The sequence below is a fragment of the Streptomyces doebereineriae genome (assembly GCF_031845645.1).
GTDB classification, from domain to species: Bacteria; Actinomycetota; Actinomycetes; order Streptomycetales; family Streptomycetaceae; genus Streptomyces; species Streptomyces canus.
The window spans coordinates 20,275-38,480 of sequence record NZ_JAVREZ010000009.1 but is presented as its reverse complement, the minus strand read 5'-3'; the positions used below and the strand labels follow the sequence as shown (position 1 = coordinate 38,480).

General features: G+C 71.8%; 16 protein-coding genes. 4 read left to right on the top strand and 12 right to left on the bottom strand.

Annotated features, from left to right (window positions below; all coding sequences use genetic code 11):
* Positions 1-13: 13 nt before the first annotated feature.
* From RNB18_RS25465 to RNB18_RS25425, 9 genes are all read right to left on the bottom strand, one after another.
* Positions 14-862 carry an FkbM family methyltransferase gene (locus tag RNB18_RS25465; RefSeq protein WP_311716437.1) on the bottom strand — a complete coding sequence of 283 codons (849 nt, stop codon included), beginning with the start codon at positions 860-862 and terminating at the stop codon, positions 14-16.
* Entirely contained in the window at positions 859-1,068 is a 210-nt protein-coding gene (locus RNB18_RS25460) for a Trm112 family protein (protein ID WP_057615464.1), read from the bottom strand. Before RNB18_RS25460 ends, RNB18_RS25465 begins: the two co-directional genes overlap by 4 nt.
* Entirely contained in the window at positions 1,065-1,970 is a 906-nt protein-coding gene (locus RNB18_RS25455; protein ID WP_311716710.1) for a hypothetical protein, read from the bottom strand. Before RNB18_RS25455 ends, RNB18_RS25460 begins: the two co-directional genes overlap by 4 nt.
* A 23-nt stretch (positions 1,971-1,993) precedes the next feature.
* The gene (locus RNB18_RS25450) at positions 1,994-2,731 is read right to left on the bottom strand and encodes a class I SAM-dependent methyltransferase (RefSeq protein WP_311716436.1); all 738 of its coding nucleotides are present in this window, start codon (positions 2,729-2,731) and stop codon (positions 1,994-1,996) included.
* Positions 2,728-4,092: a condensation protein gene (locus RNB18_RS25445; protein WP_311716435.1), complete on the bottom strand. Its 1,365-nt coding sequence runs from the start codon at positions 4,090-4,092 to the stop codon at positions 2,728-2,730. Before RNB18_RS25445 ends, RNB18_RS25450 begins: the two co-directional genes overlap by 4 nt.
* Entirely contained in the window at positions 4,089-8,282 is a 4,194-nt protein-coding gene (locus RNB18_RS25440; RefSeq protein ID WP_311716434.1) for a DUF3367 domain-containing protein, read from the bottom strand. Before RNB18_RS25440 ends, RNB18_RS25445 begins: the two co-directional genes overlap by 4 nt.
* Positions 8,279-9,019, bottom strand: a complete 741-nt coding sequence (locus RNB18_RS25435) for a class I SAM-dependent methyltransferase (RefSeq protein ID WP_311716433.1) — start codon at positions 9,017-9,019, stop codon at positions 8,279-8,281. The genes RNB18_RS25440 and RNB18_RS25435 overlap by 4 nt, the downstream gene beginning before the upstream one ends.
* Entirely contained in the window at positions 9,016-10,197 is a 1,182-nt protein-coding gene (locus tag RNB18_RS25430) for a glycosyltransferase family 4 protein (protein WP_311716432.1), read from the bottom strand. The genes RNB18_RS25435 and RNB18_RS25430 overlap by 4 nt, the downstream gene beginning before the upstream one ends.
* A 193-nt stretch (positions 10,198-10,390) precedes the next feature.
* Positions 10,391-11,380 carry a DUF3068 domain-containing protein gene (locus tag RNB18_RS25425; protein WP_311716431.1) on the bottom strand — a complete coding sequence of 330 codons (990 nt, stop codon included), beginning with the start codon at positions 11,378-11,380 and terminating at the stop codon, positions 10,391-10,393.
* 202 nt (positions 11,381-11,582) lie between these two features.
* Between RNB18_RS25425 and RNB18_RS25420 the strand changes: the two genes are divergently transcribed.
* From RNB18_RS25420 to RNB18_RS25405, 4 genes are all read left to right on the top strand, one after another.
* A complete protein-coding gene (locus tag RNB18_RS25420) occupies positions 11,583-11,735 on the top strand; it encodes a hypothetical protein (RefSeq protein ID WP_167368209.1) in 153 nt (50 codons plus the stop codon).
* A 3-nt stretch (positions 11,736-11,738) separates the two neighbouring features.
* Entirely contained in the window at positions 11,739-12,962 is a 1,224-nt protein-coding gene (locus tag RNB18_RS25415; protein ID WP_311716430.1) for a helix-turn-helix domain-containing protein, read from the top strand.
* A gap of 155 nt (positions 12,963-13,117) precedes the next feature.
* Entirely contained in the window at positions 13,118-13,891 is a 774-nt protein-coding gene (locus tag RNB18_RS25410) for an IclR family transcriptional regulator (RefSeq protein ID WP_311716429.1), read from the top strand.
* Positions 13,888-14,736: an SMP-30/gluconolactonase/LRE family protein gene (locus tag RNB18_RS25405; protein ID WP_311716428.1), complete on the top strand. Its 849-nt coding sequence runs from the start codon at positions 13,888-13,890 to the stop codon at positions 14,734-14,736. Before RNB18_RS25410 ends, RNB18_RS25405 begins: the two co-directional genes overlap by 4 nt.
* On the opposite strand, the gene RNB18_RS25400 is transcribed toward RNB18_RS25405, so the two are convergent.
* The 3 genes from RNB18_RS25400 to RNB18_RS25390 are packed head-to-tail and all read right to left on the bottom strand — an operon-like array spanning position 14,737 to position 18,045.
* A complete protein-coding gene (locus RNB18_RS25400) occupies positions 14,737-16,140 on the bottom strand; it encodes an NAD(P)/FAD-dependent oxidoreductase (protein ID WP_394817670.1) in 1,404 nt (467 codons plus the stop codon).
* A gap of 25 nt (positions 16,141-16,165) precedes the next feature.
* Entirely contained in the window at positions 16,166-17,458 is a 1,293-nt protein-coding gene (locus tag RNB18_RS25395) for an MAB_1171c family putative transporter (protein ID WP_311716427.1), read from the bottom strand.
* Positions 17,455-18,045: a toxin-antitoxin system, toxin component family protein gene (locus RNB18_RS25390; protein ID WP_311716426.1), complete on the bottom strand. Its 591-nt coding sequence runs from the start codon at positions 18,043-18,045 to the stop codon at positions 17,455-17,457. The genes RNB18_RS25395 and RNB18_RS25390 overlap by 4 nt, the downstream gene beginning before the upstream one ends.
* Between the last annotated feature and the right edge of the window lie 161 nt (positions 18,046-18,206).

The window sequence follows — 18,206 nt, the reverse complement described above, 5'->3', positions numbered from 1 at the left end:
GGGAAGACCGTGCTCACCCCTTCGGGCCTCCGCGCGCTCTTCCCCTCGACACCGACGCGCCCTCCGGCTCCGCACGGGCGACACCGGGACGGCGTCCATCGGGCAGGAAGAGGACCGAGTTGATGTACCGCGGGCGGTGGAGGAAGGGCAGGACGCGACGGAGGAGACCCTGGTTGACGACGTACGACGCCGTCTCCTGGTGGGCCTCCAGGGGGAAGCCGGACAGCGGGACCCAGGTGGCGCGGGGCAGCACCCAGCCGTCGTAGCCGAGGAGGGACAAGTACGTCACCACCGGGCCGATCGGCTGGATCCGGGACTCCAGTTCGACGAAGAGCGCGGGCCGGTCGCGCGCGAGGATTCCCGTGGCCCCGCGCAGCACCGCCAGCTCGCTCCCGTCCACGTCGATCTTGATGAAGCCGACGTCCTTGAGGTCCAGTTCGTCCAGCGTGACGCAGCGGACGTCCACCGCCCGGCCATGGATGTCCCGCCGGACCAGGGAGGACACCCCCCGGTCGCCCTCGTCGCCGGGCGGCAGCCACAGCCGGGCGGTCCCCGGCCGGTCCGTGGCGGCGGCCTGCACGACCTGGACGTTCGCCGGGGCCGCCGAGGTCAGCAGCCGGGCCAGATGGGGTACCGGCTCGACGGTCACCACCCGCCGCGCCCGCCCGGCCAGCCGCCGCGTCCACGGCCCGTACCAGCCGCCCACGTCCACCGCCGTCCGGCAGTCCGCCGGGCACAGGTCGGCGAGTCGCGCCAGCTCCGGTTCGAAGCGCGGGTACACGGCCCGGGCGGCCGCCGCGACCAGCCGGGTGGGCAGAAGGGGGGCCACTCTGGCAGCCCAGGTACGAGCCGGTCCGGTCATGGAGTCATCCGTTTCAGTAAGTCTTCGTGTTCGTCGTCCGTCACCTGCTCACCGGAGGCGGGCAGCAACTGCGGGATGCCGTCGACGATCGGATAGCGGCGGCGCAGCCGCGGGTTGTACAGGGCCTCGTCCGGCGGTACGAGATGCAGGGGGCCCTTGTCGAGCGGGCAGGCCAGGATCTGCAGCAGCGGGTCGTCGGGGTTCATGGGGGCGTCAACTCCTTGGCACCGATGGGGGGTTTGGGCGCCGGATCGTGCTTGGGCATGCTCAGCAGTACGGCGACGGCGAGCACCGTGCCCGCGAGGCGCAGGGCGAGTCGGAGCGGGTCGTGGGGCAGGGACTCGCCGAACGAGAGCGTGCCGAGCACCGCCGTGTACAGGCAGGTCACCGTCGTGCACACCGGCACGATCAGCGAGGCCCGGCAGCGTTGCAGCGCCGCCTGCGACATCACCAGGCCGAACGCCCCGGTGAACAACAGGAGATACGGATACGGGGAGCCCAACAGCTCAACTACCGCGCTGCCGAGCCCATTTGACGTCAGATAGCTCGACACGCCCTTGATCGCGAGCGAGCTGACCCCGTACAGCAGGCCCACCGCCACGCCGTACTCGACGCCGGTCGTGGGCATGCGGTGCCGGTGCCTCGTGCGCCGCTCGGCGGACCCGTACAGCCACACGCCCGCCGCCAGCGACGGCACGCACACCAGCAGGATCAGCTGGTACGGGGCGTCCTGGCTGACCTGGTCCGAACCCTCCTTCAGCGACAGCACGACCATGAGGAGCGCGGCGAGGATGGCACCCAGCGCGTACCGCTCCCGGCCGGTCGTCTCCTCGCCCAGCAGCCGGGCCGACAGCAGGACGAGCAGCACCAGACCGGAGACGAAGATGCCCTGCGCGGCCGCGATCGGCAGCGTCCGGTAGACCGCGAGCTGCGCCCCGAACCCGGCCGCCAGCGAGAGCGAGCCGCCGATCCACAGCGGACTTCTGAGGACCAGCCCGAGCAGCCGCGCCGGTTGCCGGATCGACACCTCGGGCAGGGAGGTGAGCGCCCGTTTCTCCAGGACGAATCCGACGCTGTACAGGGTGTTCGCCAACAGGGCCGCCGCCACTCCCCACCACATCGTCCCGCCCCCTAGGTCTTGCGCGCGTGCAGCAGCAGGATCGACGCGAGCGACGGTCTGGCACACGCCAGCCGGTCCAGTGCGCGCAGCGGACGCGGCACACCGTGGAAGGGCGCCCCCTCCAGTCGTACGACCTCGAAACCGGCCGCCGCGACGAACTCCCGCAGCGCACGAGCCGTGTACAGCCGCAGATGCCCTACGACCTCCCGCCCAGGCCTGCCGTGGATCGCCCGCAGGCTCACCTCCGAGAACACCGGCTGGACGCCCGCCAGCAGCAGACCGCGGTTGTACCAGGCGGCCAAGTTCGGTGTGGACAGCATGAGATGACCTCCCGGGCGCAGGATGCGGCGGATCTCGTCGAGCGCGGCGTCCGGGTCGACGAGATGCTCGACGACCTCGCTGAACAGCACGGCGTCGACGGACGCGGACCCGAACGGCAGCCCCGGACCGGTGAGTTCGCCGCGGATGGCGTACGGCAGCCGGGTGCGGGCGCGCTTCAGGGCGTCCTGGGACCAGTCGACGCCGACGATCGTGTGGCCGGTGAGGAGGGGTGCCGCGGTGGCGGCCGCGGTGCCGTCGCCGCAGCCGATGTCGAGGACGGTGCGCCGGGTCTTTCCGGGGGCTCCGAGGGCCGTGGCCAGCATGCGGGCCTGGCGCAGTGAGCGGGGGGTGCCGGAGGCGACGGGGACGGCGGGGTCCTCGTAGAAGTCTCTGAGGCCGCCGCGGCGCGGGGGTGCGGTGGTGTTCACGGGGCCACCTCCGTGGTGTGCAGGTAGTGCTCGAACAGGTCCCGTAGGTGGGTGCCGTCGCCGTGGCTGAGCAGGGCGCGTGACCAGCGCAGCGCGAGGTGCAGCCGGCCCGCGGTGGAGGCGGTCGTGACCGTGAGGCCGCGGGGCATCCTCGCGGGCGCCGAGAACCACACGGCGTGCGCGCGGCCGGCCTCCTCACCGAAGTCCAAGGGGTACGGGACGCGGCCGATGTTGCTGAGCAGCGTGGTCGAGGTCCAGGGGGCGGCGGCTCTGCGCAGACCGCGGGTGAGGGCCGCCCGCCAGGTCACCGGGGTGACCGGGGCGGTGAGCAGGCTTGCGCCGTGGCCCAGTTGGGGGCGGGTGAGGGATTTCAGGGCCCGCGTGCGTTGTGCCGTGCGGTGCAGGAACGCGGGCATGTCGTCCGAGGTGTGCTTCAACTCGTCGGGTGAGAAGGGGACTTCCACCAGGCGGGTGCCGTTTCCTATCGGCATCGTGGTGTCCCTCGGGCGGTCGTCGACGGGCATGGTGATGCGGAGGGGGCGGGGGTCGGCGCCGTGTTCCCTGTTCCAGTGGGCGATCGTCAGGGCCGTGGTGACCATGAGCTGGTCGTTGACCGTGTAGGGGGAGCCCTTGGGGCGGTGGGGGAGGGGGAGTTCGGTGACGAGGAGGCCGTTGCCGGGGGAGGGTTCGGGGGTGCCTGGTGCTACGCGGGCGGGGCGGGACCAGTTCGAGGGGGTCTCCGGTTGCTGGGGGGTGTCCGGGGCGCGGAGGGGTGGGGCGGCGGGGGAGTTGTCCTTGCCGCCGTAGATTTCGGCCGCCGTGGCGAGGATGCGGAGGCAGGCGGGGCCGTCGAGGGCGGTGTGGTTGATGGTGAGGAAGAGGACGGTCGTGTTTCGGGTGCGGCTGAGTGGGGGCTGGTCGCGCAGTTCCCCGCGCCCCTCAAGAGGTGGGTGCAGGCCCACAATGTCTGTCGCCTCGCTGCCTTCTGCTGGACCTGCTCCCTCCACCACCTCCAGTCGTACGGGTGGGGACAATGACAGGGGAGGTGCTTCGACCAGTGCCCTTGTCCTCGCGTCCCGTAGTGCGTTCCTCCCCGGCGCCGCAAAGGTCACCACCTCCACATCCGGCTCCGCCGTCAGCTCCCACTCGTAGCGGCGGCGGTACCGACCCCCCGGGGCCTCCCGCATCAGGATGCGTGGGTGGCGGTGCAGGGCCTCCAGGAACGCCTTCCGGAGCCGGGACTGGTCCAGTCGGCCCGGCAGGTGCACCTCGATGTGGACCGTCTCCGGTTCCTCCTCCTGGAGGCAGTGGCGGGAGACCTCGTCGACCACCGGGAACGGGATGCGTGTCGGTGGGGTCATGTCGGTTCCGTCCTCCCCTTGCTCACCTCGACCGGCGGCAGTTGCTGTGTCGGTGCCTCGGACTCGGGGGGTGTCTCTTGCTCACGCACGCTCACCAGAGCCGCGAACAACCCGACCAGCGCGAGGAGTTGGGCCACGTGACCGAAGGCCCCGTCCGATGCGCCCACCGGCTCACCGGCTCCCACCGCCGCGGCGATCCCCGCCCCCGCCGGCGCCACGAAGGCGATCGGCACCAGAAGTGCATGGCGCCGGGACGCGAGCAGTGCCAACGCCGGGACCAGCAGGGCGAACCAGCCCGCAATGACCACGCCCACCACCGTGAGCGCGACCACCCCGAGCCACACGCCCGGCGCCGGGGGCACCCGCTGCGGCTCGTCGGGGTTCGGGGAGCGCCTGCGCCACAGCACCAGGCCCACCAGCACCGCCAGTGCGACCCCGCTGCCGATCAGCGCACCGTCATAGGTCGTCGCGGGTTCGTACGACAGCTTCACCGTGCCGCCCGCACCCGCGGGGATGCGCCAGCCCTGCTGCCAGCCGTCGAGCCGCAGCGGGGAGAGCGACTTCCCGTTCAGGGTGGCCTTCCAGCCGTCGTTGTAGTTCTCGTACGTCGTCAGGTACGAGGCGGCGCCGGACCCCACGGTCACCGCGCGTTTGTCGCCGAGCCAGTCCCGAATCCGCAACTCCCGTGCGAGAGACGTCGGTTCGGCGACGGTGCCGCGGATCAGCGTGATGCCGGTCAGGGCGAGCGGACCGGCGTCCCCACCCTCGACGACATGCTCACCGGAAGCGAGGGACAACTTGGCGTCCGAGCGGCCTGACTGACAGAGCGTCACGGTCAGTTCACGCCGCTCGGTCAGGTCCCGGATCCGGCCCGACACGCCGGTCTGGTACAGCTTCCCGTCGACCGCCAGCACCGGCCCCTGGCCGCACGGCAGCGAGAACTTCCGCGTGGCCTTCGGCTGCGGGGTCCGGTACTGGTCGAGGGCCGGGATGTAGGCCTCCGTGAGCCCCACCGGGAGTTGGAGGTCCTCGTCCGCGACCGGGTTGTGCAGGGTCAGCGGGGCGGTCTTGGTGATCGTGATGTCGAGACGGTCGGTCGTGATCGGCGGGAAGCGCACCGCGCCGTTCTCGTCGACACCGGCGACCGTCGCGCCGTCGGGCGAGGTGATGTCGACCTCGGTGGGACGGGCGGAGAGTCCGCCGGCGGGCGCCAGCACCACTTCCCCGATGGGCTGTTTCCCGTTCCAGCTGAGGTGGACGGTGGGCCGGTCGCCCGCGATCCAGGCCGTGGTGAGGTCGCCGTCGGTGAGGTTGCGGGCGGACAGGCCCGTGCCGAGGGTGGCCGTGGTGTCGGCGGTCGCGGTGATGCGGTTGCGCTGGTCGGGGGCGACCTCGTACAGCAGCCTGTCGAGTTCCTCCCCGGTCACCGGCACCGCGCTCGCCTTCACCGAGTACGTTCCCGAGGCCGCCGTGTCGAAGCGGCGGTGCAGGCCGGCCTCGGTGCCGGTCGGGGAGATCCCGGCCGGGTCGGGGACCCGGTGCAGGGAGACGATCTCGGCGGGCGCGTCGGAGGAGTCCGCGTCGGCCGGCAGCCGCAGCAGCCGGGTCACCTGCACGTCCGGCAGGTCGATCTCGGAGAACCCGGCCCCGGCGAGACCGGTCCGGCGCGCGACCGAGTCGACGATCGTCAGTTTCATCCAACCCGTCGTACCCGGAGGGGACTTGATGCTCTGTGTCGATCCGTCGGCCCGAAGGAAGCTGGTGCGCGAGCCGTTCTCCGTCTCCACCCGCACCTTGGTCGCCGCCGACCGCACGCTCTCCTGCGGCAACGGCGTGACCTTGAACGACGAGGGCATGTCGTACGCGGGGTCGGAGAACCCGATCCGCAGCCACTCCCCGTCCGGCGAGCCCGCCACGCCCACCGCCCAGGCGGTGTCCGGGTTGCCGTCGAAGGCGTTGACCGGGTCGAACTGCGGGAGATGGAACAGCCAGCTGCCGTACGACGACGCCGTCACCGAGCGGGCGCCGCGCAGTTCGGCCACCGTCTGGTGCGAGAGTCCCTTGGTCGGCAGGATCTGGTGCGGTTTCTCACCGGCGTCCTGGGCGGCCCCGGAGGCGTTCCGCTCGTCTTCGGTGTACGTGTACGAGGTGTTCGCGTTGACGAGCCCGAACCGGGTGTCCGCGCGCCGCAGCCCGTCGCCGACGATCTGGAGCGGCGGCGTGCCGAGCCCCGGGTGGTTGTCGCCGGTCAACACCGTTGCCCGGCCTCGTAGTTCGGTCGCCAGCGGCAGCAGCGACTCTGGTCCGCCGGACACCTGGACGGTGTCGGCGACCGGCAGCAGCCCCGCCTGACCGGGCCGTGGCACGTCCTCGCTCGCCGGACGGAAGATCTCCACCGCCCGCTGCCTCGGGTACAGCCCTTCGATCTGGAGCGGGGTGTCGTTCGCGATCTTCCCTCCGGTCATGAGCGGCCCGAGGCCCGTCACCCGCTCGTAGCCGGACTGTTCGAGGGCCCGCTTGACGACCGAGGACGACGCGGTGCCGATCTGGTCGGGGTCGAGGTCGTTGCGCACGACGACGTAATAGACCCCGGCCCGGCTCAAGTAGTCGGCGAGTCCGGGGATTTCACCGCCGGTCAGCAGCGCCTGCTCGACCGCGTCCGTCGTGCGCCGGTTGCCGGGGGTGCCGAAGGGGACGTAGTCCCGTTGCGCCCACCGGGACTCGGCGAGCACGTCGAGCGGCTGGTCGATGGGGGAGCCCCAGGTGTAGATGCCGTGCGCGGTCGCGGGGACGACGAGGGCGCGTGAGTCGGGGGAGTACTTCTCCAGCCAGTCGGCCGTGGACTGCCAGTACGTGGGCAGTTGCTGGAAAGAGCCCGGGTTCAGAATCGTGCCGTTGAGATACGGCCACATCAGCCCGGGCAGGACGAGGACCGCCGCGATCAGCGGGGCGTACCGGCGGCCTCTCATCGCACGTGCCCCGCGCGGTTCGGCGGCCACGCCCACCAGATGGGCGAGGCCGAGCACCAGCGCGAGCGCCAGACCCGGCTGGAACTTGTAGATGTTGCGGAAGGGGGCGAGGCCGCCGTTCAGCCAGTCCTGCACGAGCCCGTGGAAGGGTGCGCCGAACGCGCCGCCGTATCCCGCGAGCAGCACCAGGACGGCCGTCAGCACGGTCAGCACCAGCCACCGGCGCTCCGGCATGTCCCGCCGCGCCAGGCCCGCGAGACCGAGCCCGGCCGCGAGCGCCGAGCAGAGGATCACGATCACCGAGGAGGCCACGGTCCAGCCGGCCGGCAGCCACGCCTCCCCCAGGTGCAGATAGGCGACCCAGTTCCCGGCCCCGCGCAGGGCCTCCGTCGCCGACATCGTCTCGGTCGTGGTCCGCGCGCTCTCGACGTACGGCAGGAAGTTCTCGCCGTAGAGGCCGAGCAGCAGCAGGGGGATCACCCACCAGGCCGTCGCCAGGATCACGCCCGGTACCCACCAGACGATCAGCTTGCGCTGCCGGGGCCCGGGTGGCCGGGAGAGGAGATACAGGCCGACGGGCAGCAGAGAGGCCAGCGTGGAGGCCGCGTTCACCCCGCCCATGAAGGGGATGATCAGCGCCGAGCGCAGGGCGGCGATCCGGGCGCTGCAGCGCTCGTTCGTCAGCGGCAGCAGCACCCACGGCAGGAAGGCGCCGGGCAGCGCGGCGGCGGAGGTCGAGCCGACGACGATGGTGAATGTCGGCCACAGCGCGTACGCGACCGCGGCGAGCAGCCGGGACGCCCCGTTGCCCACGCGCAGCCGCTCGGCCAGCCGCAGCGCACCCCAGAAGGCGACCGACACGATCAGCGACAGCCACAGCCGTTCCACCAGCCACACCGGCAGCTGGAGGGCGTGGCCCAGCCAGTAGAACGGCAGCATCGGCCACAGATAGCCGACGTACTGGTCCTGGATCCCGCCGAAGGAGCCCTGGTCGTGCCACAACTGCCCGAGGTCGGCGAGGAAGCGCCCGGGGTCCGTGGTGACGCCCAGCTTGGTGTCGAAGGTCTGCCGGCCCGGGTGGACCACGAGGAACAGCACGAAGACCACGGCCCAGAACCCCAGCAGCCAGCGCCGCGACCTCGGGCCCTCCGGGGGGCCCGACATGCTCGCGGTGGTGGGGACGGCTGCCGGAGGAGGGGCCTGGACCGTGGACGTCGTCATGGTGGACACCGCCGGAGGATGAGGAGGAGGTTCCAGGTGGCCACCTCGCGGATCCCGGGAGCCCGGACGACGGTCTCCGCGAGGAAGGGCCAGTAGCGGGAGCGCGCCGAGACGACCGTGACGTCGTCGCGGGCACGCACCTGCCGCAGGGTCGGGCCGATGTGCACGGCGAACAGGTTCTCGCCGAGGGTGTGCTTCGCGGCCTTTCCGGTACGGCGCCGATAGCGGGCACGGGCCCGCTCGGCACCCAGGTAGTGCCAGGGCGCCCACTCGTGACCGCCCCACGGGGACAGCCAGTTGGTGAACGACACGTAGATCAGCCCACCGGGCCGGGTGACCCGCACGAGCTCACTGAGGAAGGTCTCCGGGTCGGCCACGTGCTCCAGCACGTTGGAGGAGAAGGTGACGTCGGCGGCCGCGTCCCGCACGGGGAGCAGATAGCCGTCGGCGATCACGGTGGAGTCGGGTGGCTTCGCTCCCAGTTCGGTGGGATCGGGCTCGAAGAGGAAGGCGTCGGCACCGCGTCTGCGGAACTCCTCGGTGAAGTACCCGCTGCCGCCGCCGACGTCCACGACTGTACGGCCGGCGACGGGACCGTCATAGGCCTCGACCTGGTCCACGGCGTCGCGGGCGAGCAGCGTGTAGCAGGACTCGGGGTCGTCCTGCTCATGGAGGAAGGCCCGGAAGAGAGTGAGGGAACGTCGGAGGGAGGGGTCCTTCGCCCGAGGCGGTGTCACGGTCCCCAGCCCCTCACCGCCTCGGCGGCAACGGCCCGGAACTGTCTGACGGTCCGATCCCAGCGATACCGGGCCGCCCGGTCCCGGGCGGCCTTGCCCATCAGCTCACGGCGATGTCCCGACAGGGCGAGCGTGCACCAGGCGGCGGCGAACGAGGACTCGCCCCGCGCCAGCACTCCCGTCTCCCCGTCCACGACGGAGTCCCGCAGCCCGGGCACATCGAAGGCGATGGTCGGCGTCTCCCGGGTGGCGGCCTCGGTGACGACCAGTCCCCAGCCCTCCACGGCCGAGGGATGAAGCAGCAGCCACGCCTCGCACAACAGCCGGTGCTTCTCGGCCTCGGTGACATGCCCGGTGAACTCCACGCCGGGACCGGCGAGTTGCTCCAGCCGGGACCGTTCGGGACCGTCTCCGACGATCACCAGCCGGCCACCGGTCACCGGCCGCACCCGCTCCCAGAGCCTCAGCAGCAGATCGATCCGTTTGTACTCGACCAGCCGGCCCACGGCGACGAAGAGCGGTTCGGGCGAGCGGCGGACGAGTGGCTCCGGCTCCTCGACGCCGTTGTGCACGACGCGGATACGGTCCCGCTCGACTCCGATCGCCCGCAGGGCGTGGGCCGTCGACGGAGACACGGCGACCAGCAGGCTCCGGTGTCTGGCCGCCGCACCGGCCAGGGCCCAGTGTTCGAGTCTTCGGCCGATCCGGGCGGCCGGGGCCAGGGGCCCGCCGAACCGCATCTTCCACAGGTCGGTGTGCACATGGTTGACCAGGCACAGGGTGGGGCCGTGGTGCCACAGGGGCGCGAGGTACGGCATGCCGTTGCACACCTCGACCAGCAGGTCGGTCTCGCCGACCTGGCGGGCGAAGGCCGTACGGGCGCGCAGGTAGTGGCCGAACTCGCCGCCCGCCGACACGACGCGGTAGTCCCGGTACGAGGCCGGGCCGCCGCACAGGAGTGTCACCTGGTGGCCGAGCCGGGTCAGTCCGTCGGCGAGCCGGTCGACCAGCAGCTCGGAGCCGCCGGCCGCGGGATTGTCCAGGTCACGATGGGCGAGAAAAACGATTCGGCGCGGAGGTGGGGGGAGCGCCGGGGAGTGCTGCGGGCTGTGCGATGAGGGTTGCCGCTGCGACGCCTGGGGAGGCGTGTGCAGCGGATGGGGCACGTGCTGGGGCATAGGTGCTCCAACTCGTCTCAGGGTGCGGAACTCAGCAGTGTCTTTCAGGCTGGTTGTGGGGGGACTGAGGGTTTCCCAGGGGGAGGATGTGGACGGGCTGTGTTCAGGTGGGGTGGCACAGTTTTCGCCCACCCGTACGCCGTGGCTACTCACCCAGGTGACAATTTCCGGGCTTATTAGAGCTGACGTCCAGTCACATCGTGAGGACGGGCTCGGGCGTATCGCTCATATCGGTGGACTCGGGGCGCCTGCGTCCCCGTACCACCAAAACGCCCCCCACGGCAGCCAGTACGAATCCAGCCACAGCCGCCCCGATCGGCAACGTCTCGCCCACCGCGCGCAGTTGGCCGCTGTCCCGCTTGGCCAGCCGCACCGCGTCCTTCTGGGTCGCGGTGGTGAACGCGATCTTCCGGCTGTCCAGCAGGACCACGGCGTCCTTCTTCGCACCGGGCGCCCGCAGGGTGCGCTTCGGGCCCACCTGTGCGTAGACCACCCGGCCGGTGCGCTGGTCGACGACCAGCTCGATGCCGTGGTTGGAGTACCACTCCTCGGCCAGCACCTGCGGCCGTCCGGGCTGGTCCACGATCGTGCCCGGCACCAGCCGTGTCCCGACCTTCGCCGGGGCGACCGTGCCGGTGAACCGGTAACCCGTGTACCCCTGAACCTTCTTCGTACCCTGGTAACGCAACGTCACCGTCGAACCCAGGGAGTTGTCCCACCACTGGTAGGAGCGTCGCTGTACGTCGAAGGGGAACTTCAGATAGGCCTCGCCCTCGATGTACGGCTTCTCGCCGCAGCAGTGCACGGGCTTGGTGGTCTTGCGGTCCATCACCCAGCGGTGCGGGACGAATTCGAGCGCGTCGTGCGGGTCGGCGGCCGGCAGCGACTTGTCGGTGTCGACGGTGGTGGTGACGTCCCACACCGCGGCCCGGCCGCTGCGCTCACTGTCCTCGACGTCGGCGCGCACCCGCTGGGTGACGGTGATCCGCTGTCCGGGAACCGTCTCCAGTTCCTCGGTGTCGAAGACGCTGCCCGTCCCGCGGTAGACCGCGGTCTGGTCGATGTCGATCGGATTCACGGCCGCTCGCGGTGCCACGTACCACGCGAGCAACGGCGCCAGTACCAGCAGGAACGTGCCGAGTCCCAGCAGAATCAGGGAGATTGGAGAGGCTGTACGGCGCATCCGGACACTCCAGGGGCGTGAGTTGACGGAGTTCGGGCCGCTCTATGGGCCGGAGACCGTATGCGTCTCTTGACGGGGTGTCAATGTCTTGACGGATTGTCAATGTCCTGTCGACACTGGGGTGACAGGCAGGGTGGGTACCGGACGGGTTCCGGGTGGGGACGTACGCCGGATCGAGCCGCTCGAGAGAGGCTGCCCTGCGATGTCCAGACTGCTCGCCGCCGCACTGACCGTCGTGGTCTCCGCTTTGCTCGCCCTCGGTGCCGCGCTCGGCATCGTCGCGCTGCTGGAGGCGACGCCCGAGCAGCCCAACACCCCCTTGATCACCTACGAGCAGACGGACCAGGGGAGTTGACCCGTGCCCGCCCGCCCGGCAACTGTGAACGCCCGCTCGGCCTGGCACGACGTCCCCCGCCTCCAGGTCCGCCGTTTCGCGGCCATCGCCATGGCCGAGGCGCCGGCCCTCGCGGAGGAGATCCTGCGCGAGATCCGCCGCGAGTACCCCCATCTGCCGGTGATCCTCGACGAGTCCGGCGAGCCGATGGCCCTGGTCGGCATCCGCCGCGCGATCGAGGTCTTCGTCCAGCACCTGGAAACGGCGGAGGGCCGCCCGACGGTCCCCCCGGGCGTCTTCCAGGAATTCGGCCGGGGCGAGGGTCTGAACGGCCGCAGCCTCGACTCCCTCCAGGCGATCTACCGCATGGGCGTACGTCTGGCCTGGCGCCGGTTCGCCGACATCGGCCAGCGCGTGGAGATCCCGCCGCCGGCAATGTACGAGCTGGTGGACGCGGGCTACGAGTACCTGGACGGTCTGGTCGACCAGTCGGTCCGAGGCTACGCGGAGGCAGCGGCCCGCCAGGCGGGCGAGCGCCTGCGCCTGCAGCGCCGCCTGATGGAGTTACTCCTGGCCGAACGCCACCGGGGCGACCCGGCGGACGCGCTGACGGAACGCGCGGCCCGCATCGGCTGGCCCCTCCCGAAGAAGGTGGCGGTCGGCGTCCTGCTCCGTCCGGCCCGTGAGGCGGTGCCTCCAGCGGTGGGCCAGGGCGTCCTCCTGGACATGGACTACGAACAGCCCCGCATGGTCGTCCCGGAACCGGGCGCGGCGGGCCGCCCCGAACTTCTGCACCGGGCCCTGACCGGCTGGGCGGGCGCGATAGGACCCCCGGTCCTGCTCGCCGACGCGGCGAAGTCCCTCCGCTGGGCCGAGGCCGCTGTACGCCTGATGGAACGCGATCTGCTCCCCGCCGGGGACGTCCTGTACTGCACCGAACACACCGAGGCCCTGGTCCTGCTCCAGCCGGAGGAGCTGATCGACGATCTGGCCCTGCGGTGCCTGGCCCCCCTGCGGCACTGCGGCCCCACCCACGGGCGCCGCCTCGCGGAGACGTTGCTGGCCTGGCTGGAGACGAGGGGCGGGGCCCCGGAAGTAGCGGCCCGCCTGGGCGTCCATCCCCAGACCGTCCGCTACCGTCTCCGCCAGATCCGGGAGCTGTGGGGCGACGAGATCGACGACCCGGACCGGCGGTTCGAGCTGGAGCTGGTGCTGCGGGCTCGGCGGTTGCGGGGAGAGCTGGCGTGAGCAACCCAGTGTGACGTGCCGCACACGGAGTGGGTCTACCTCCCCCTTGCCCATTGCCGGAGGAAACCGCCTGTCGCTAGCCTGTGTTCGTCATGCCGATCGTCTGTTGAAATTTCGAACGCAGACGCCTTAGACACAAAGAGAGGGGGCCGGTTGTGGGACGCCTCGTACCTGCCGTGACCCGGGCTCTCGATATTCTCGAGCTCTTCCTCGACGGAGACGGGACGCTCTCCGCCCCCGACATCGTGCGCAGGCTGCAACTGCCGCGCACCACCGTGCACGAGCTGGTGACCACTCTCGCCGCCCGGTCGTACATCGTCCAGGTCCCGGGCCAGCCGGGACGCTACCGGCTCGGGGTGCGGCCCTACCAGCTCGGCAGCCGGTACGCCGAGCAGCTCGACCTCGCCGCCGAGGGCCAGCAGGTCGCCCGGTCCGTCGCCGAGACCTGCGACGAGACGGTACACGTGGCGATCCTCGAGGGCACCGACGTCATCTACATCGCCAAGGTCGACTCGACGCACGCGGTGCGGATGGTGTCGGCCGCCGGCCGGCGCCTGCCCGCGCACTGCACCTCCGTCGGCAAGATGCTCCTCGCCTCCCTCCCGGAGCCGCAGCTCGCCTCCCGTATCCCGGAAGACACTCCGCTCCCCGGTATGACGCCCAACAGCATCACCGACCCCGCCGCCCTGCGCGAGGCCCTCGACGAGATCCGGCAGCGCGGAGTCGCCGTCGAGAACCGTGAGTCCAACCCGGACGTGTCCTGCGTGGCCGCCCCGGTCCGCGACCGCACCGGGCAGGTCGTCGCCGCGCTCTCCATCTCCGTGCCGATGATCCGCTGGAGCGACGACCGCCGCGTCGAGCTGGAGCAGCTCGCCGCCAAGGGCGCCGCCGAGCTGTCCGAGCGCCTCGGCCACCGGAGCGTGGGATGACCCGCCACACGACGTACGACGTCGCCGTACGCGCCGAGGCCACCCTCGGCGAAGGGCCCACATGGGACGGCCAGCGGCTCCTGTGGATCGACATCCTCGGCGCCCGGCTGCACACCTACGACCCCGTCTCCGGCCACCGCACGGTCCGCGTCCTGGACCAGCACATAGGCGCCGTCAAGCCGCGCGCGGGCGGCGGACTCGTCCTCAACCTCCGGGACGGCGTGGCCCTGCTGGACCCCGACGATTCCTTCCGCTGGCTCCACCACGAGCCCGTCCCCGGCCGCCGGGCCAACGACGCCGCCGTGGCCCCCGACGGCTCTCTGTGGGCGGGCACCATGCGCTACGACGAGGCACCGGGCGGTGGCACCCTGTCCCGGATCACGGGTGACGGCACGCACCGCACCGTCCTCGACGACGTGGCCGTCAGCAACGGCACCGGGTGGAGCCCGGACGGCCGGCTCATGTACTACATCGACTCACCCACCCGCCGCGTCGACGTCTTCGACCACGAGAGCGGGCGGCTCTCCGACCGCCGGCCCTTCGTCGGGATCGAGGACGGCGCCGGTTTCCCCGACGGCCTCACGGTCGACGCCGACGGCTGCGTCTGGGTCGCCCTGTGGGACGGGGGAGCGGTCCGCCGCTACACGCCCGACGGCAGCCTCGATCACGTGATCACCCTCCCGACCCCGCGCGTCACCGCGTGCGCGTTCGGCGGCCCGGACCTGACCGACCTGTACATCACGACCGCACGGGTGGGGCTGGACGCCCCGCACCCGGTGGCGGGCTCACTGCTGGTGGTACCGGGGGCCGGCAAGGGCGTGGCGCAACAGCCGTTCGCGGGCTGACTACCGAAGCTCCGCCTTCTTCAACTCCTCGGCGGTCAAGGGCGGTTCGGCCAGAATCGGCTTCAACGGGCCCACCGCCGCCGCCAGCAGCACACCCGGCGCCAGCAGGACCTCCGCCCGCCGCTCCAGCGACGTCACGTCGGTGACGCGGCGGGCGATACGCCCGTTGCCCGTGGCCGTGTACATGAGACGGGAGACGTACGCGGCCACGGCCCGGTCCCGTGCCGTCGGCCCGTTCTCCGTGGCCCCCGGATAGAACACGTCCTGTCCGGTCGCCAGCTCCCACGCCGCACCGACCGGCCGGGCCACCGCCTTCTGCACCCGACGCGCCAACCCCGCGCTCCCCCACCCGTACCGCCGCGTCAGGTCCCGCAGGACGAGCGCGCTCTGGGCGCCGACGGCCAGGCCATGCCCGTAGACCGGGTTGTACGCGGCCAGCGCGTCGCCGAGGACCGTGAAGTTCTCCGGCCAGGCCGGCATCCGCTCGTAGAAGTACCGCCGGTTGACGGTCGTACGCGTGAAGGAGACGCCGGACAGCGGCTCGGCCCGGGAGATCAGGTCGCCGATCAGCGGATGCCGCAGCTCCTCGCGGGCGAACCGCACGAAGTCGTCGTCGGCGGGCGACGGTTCGCCTCCCCGCGTGCCGTTGAGGGTGACGATCCACCGACCGTCCTCGATCGGCAGCAGAAAGCCCGCCCGGCCCGGTCCGGCCGCCCGCGCGTCCGGCTGCACGCTGATGACGGGGAAGCCGTCGCGGGCCTGCTCGGGCGCGAGGTAGAGGCGGCTCGCGTACGCCAGGCCGGAGTCGACCTCGCGGCGCTCCGGCGCCGGCAGCCCGAGGTCCGTCAGCCAACGGGGCGTCCCGGAGGCCCGCCCGGTCGCGTCCACGACCATGCCCGCGTCGATGGTCCGCTCGCGGCCGTCGCGCTCCCGTACCCGGACCCCGGTGACCGCCTGCGCGTCACCCGTCAGCCCCAGCACCTCTGTGCCGCCGAGCACCTCGACCCGGTCGTCCGCCAGGACCCGTGCCCGGACCGTCGCGTCCAGCAGGTCCCGCCCGGCCAGGATCACGTGGTGGGACTCGGGCCAGCGCCGGAACCAGCCGTGTGCCGAGAGGACGACCATGTCGGTGGTGACCGGCGCCCTGCGTGCCCCGGCGTCCGTCAGCGTGCCGGTGACGCCCGGCAGGAGATCCTCCATCGCCCGTACCCCGCCCGACCAGAGCATGTGGGCGTGCCGGGCCTGCGGCAGGCCCTTGCGGGGCGCGGGCTCCACGGGCAGCTCGTCGCGCTCCACGACGACGACCCGGTCGGCGAGGCCCGCCAGCGCGGCCGCCGCGAGCATGCCCGTATGGGATCCCCCGAGGACGACGGCGACCTTGGCGGGGGAGGGGCGCCCGCTCAGGTCCGCCTCGCGTTGTCCACGCCGGTCACCCTCGCCGACCTGCTTTTCTGCCGGGGACCCGGAGGTTGTTCCCCGGGAAGACGGAGTGCTCATGCGTGGACTTGCTCTCTGCCGGGACGGCCGCGCGGGCGCGTACCGCCTTGATCTCGTCGGGGCTGTGCAGGACGTCGGACACGGCCGCGATCTCCTGCAGCAGGTACGTGGTGTCGGGGTCCCCGTCGCCGTCGGCGTCCGGGGAGTACCGGCGGGTCTCGACGGCGTCCAGGATCGTCACGGCGGCGGCGAGGGCCTGGGCGCGGCCGCGCTCGAAGCCGAGGGCGACGGCCGCGTCGTAGGAACGGGCGCGCAGGTCCTCGTCGAGGAACCGGGACAGCTGGAGCAGCGCGTCGCGGATGAAGGTCTCGCGGCGGATGAGGCGCATCTCGGGGGTGGTGCGCAGGGCGAGCGGCTCGCGGCCGCCCGCGACGGTCCGCATCACCCGGGCGAGGGGCCCCAGTTCCCGGTGGCGGCGGCGGACCAGCCAGCGCTCGTGCAGGTACTGGCCGGCGTGCGGGACGATGAAGCCGATCGCGACCAGCGTCGCCGCGATGCAGGCGGCCGACGGCGCGATGTTGGTGTTCAGCCAGTCCAGGTCGTGCCCGGTCCACCGGGCCACCACGGCCGTGAGCTTGGCCGCGCTGAAGAGCAGGTTGGTCGCGAAGCCGATGCCCAGGAACCTCAGCCCCCAGCGCAGCCACGCGTTGAGGCCGTCGGTGCGGATCCAGTTCCACACGAGCCGGGTCGTGATCGAGCAGGCCAGGGCCTGTGCGAACAGATAGAGCAGGATCTCCTCGCGCATGAACGGCGTACTGGCGTAGTACGTGTCCAGGTCCTCGATCCGCTCCACGGGGACGTCGGCGAGGGCGAAGAGCGTCCACAGCGCGACCACCACCGTCGCGTACGCGTAGACCACCCACCGGGTCGCGCGCCGCGTCTCGGCCGACCGCTCGGTGAGGCCGTTGCGCCAGTGCACGACCAGCAGCAGCCAGGACGCGGACAGCGCGGTGATCAGGGAGTAGACCCAGGGCGCCGCGATGTTCGGGACGCCCGTGACCCGGTTGGTCCAGGCGATGGTGCTGGGGGCCGCGAAGACGAACACCGCGCAGGCGAACAGCAGCAGACCGCCCACGGCACGCAGCAGCGGGTCCCGCCACAGCTTGAGGATGCTGGGCAGTTTGATCACCAGCGCGGCGGTGAGGACCAGGCCCGGGAGCCAGAAGGAGACGTACAGACCGGTGATGGAGGCGGCCAGTTGGGGTGCCGGTTCGGAGTGGGTCACCGCCCTCGGCCTCCGCGGTAGCCGAGGGACCTCTGGACGGGGTCGGGCCGCACGCCGGAGCCGCGTGCGGAGACGAACGGCCGGAAGGCGGCCGCCAGCCGGTGCCCGAAGTCGTCGGCCTCGGCCTCGTCCGCCTCGCGCGAGCCGTTGCGGGCGGCCACGGTCAGGGCGACGGAGTCCCAGCCGGGCCGGCCGGCCAGCGCGTCCGCCGCGGCCGCGTGATGGTGCGAGTGGCTCGCGTGCAGGTGCCACAACTCATGGCCCAGGATGACCAGTTGCTGCATCTCCTCGGCCCGCTCCTCCACGATGACGAGGTCGAAGTCCTGGAACTCCACCCACAGTCCGGTCACCGCGATCTCGTCGGGGAACCGCTCGAAGCGCAGGTCCACGGGCCGGCCGCCGCGGCGCGCGCTCATCTCCTGGCACAGGGCCCGGCACAGCTCGGGCACGTCGGCCGGGGGGCGGGGGCTGGCCCGGACAGCGGCGGTGAGGTGGGAGACCAGATCGCGCATGGCCGAGGTCGCACGGGTGCGCCGCAGCGCCGAGGCGATCCGGGCCGCACTCCTGCGCGCGCCCGCGATGTCCATCCCACCCCCTGAGCTCTCCCGCCGCCGTAGGACGGGCTGTTCGAGACTACGCGCCCTGAACTGTCCCGTCACGCGATCCGATTTTGCTGCCGGGGCCATTGACTGGAAAGCGCTTCCTGCCTACGGTCCCGTTCGAAGTTACGAGCGCAATTCGAAATATC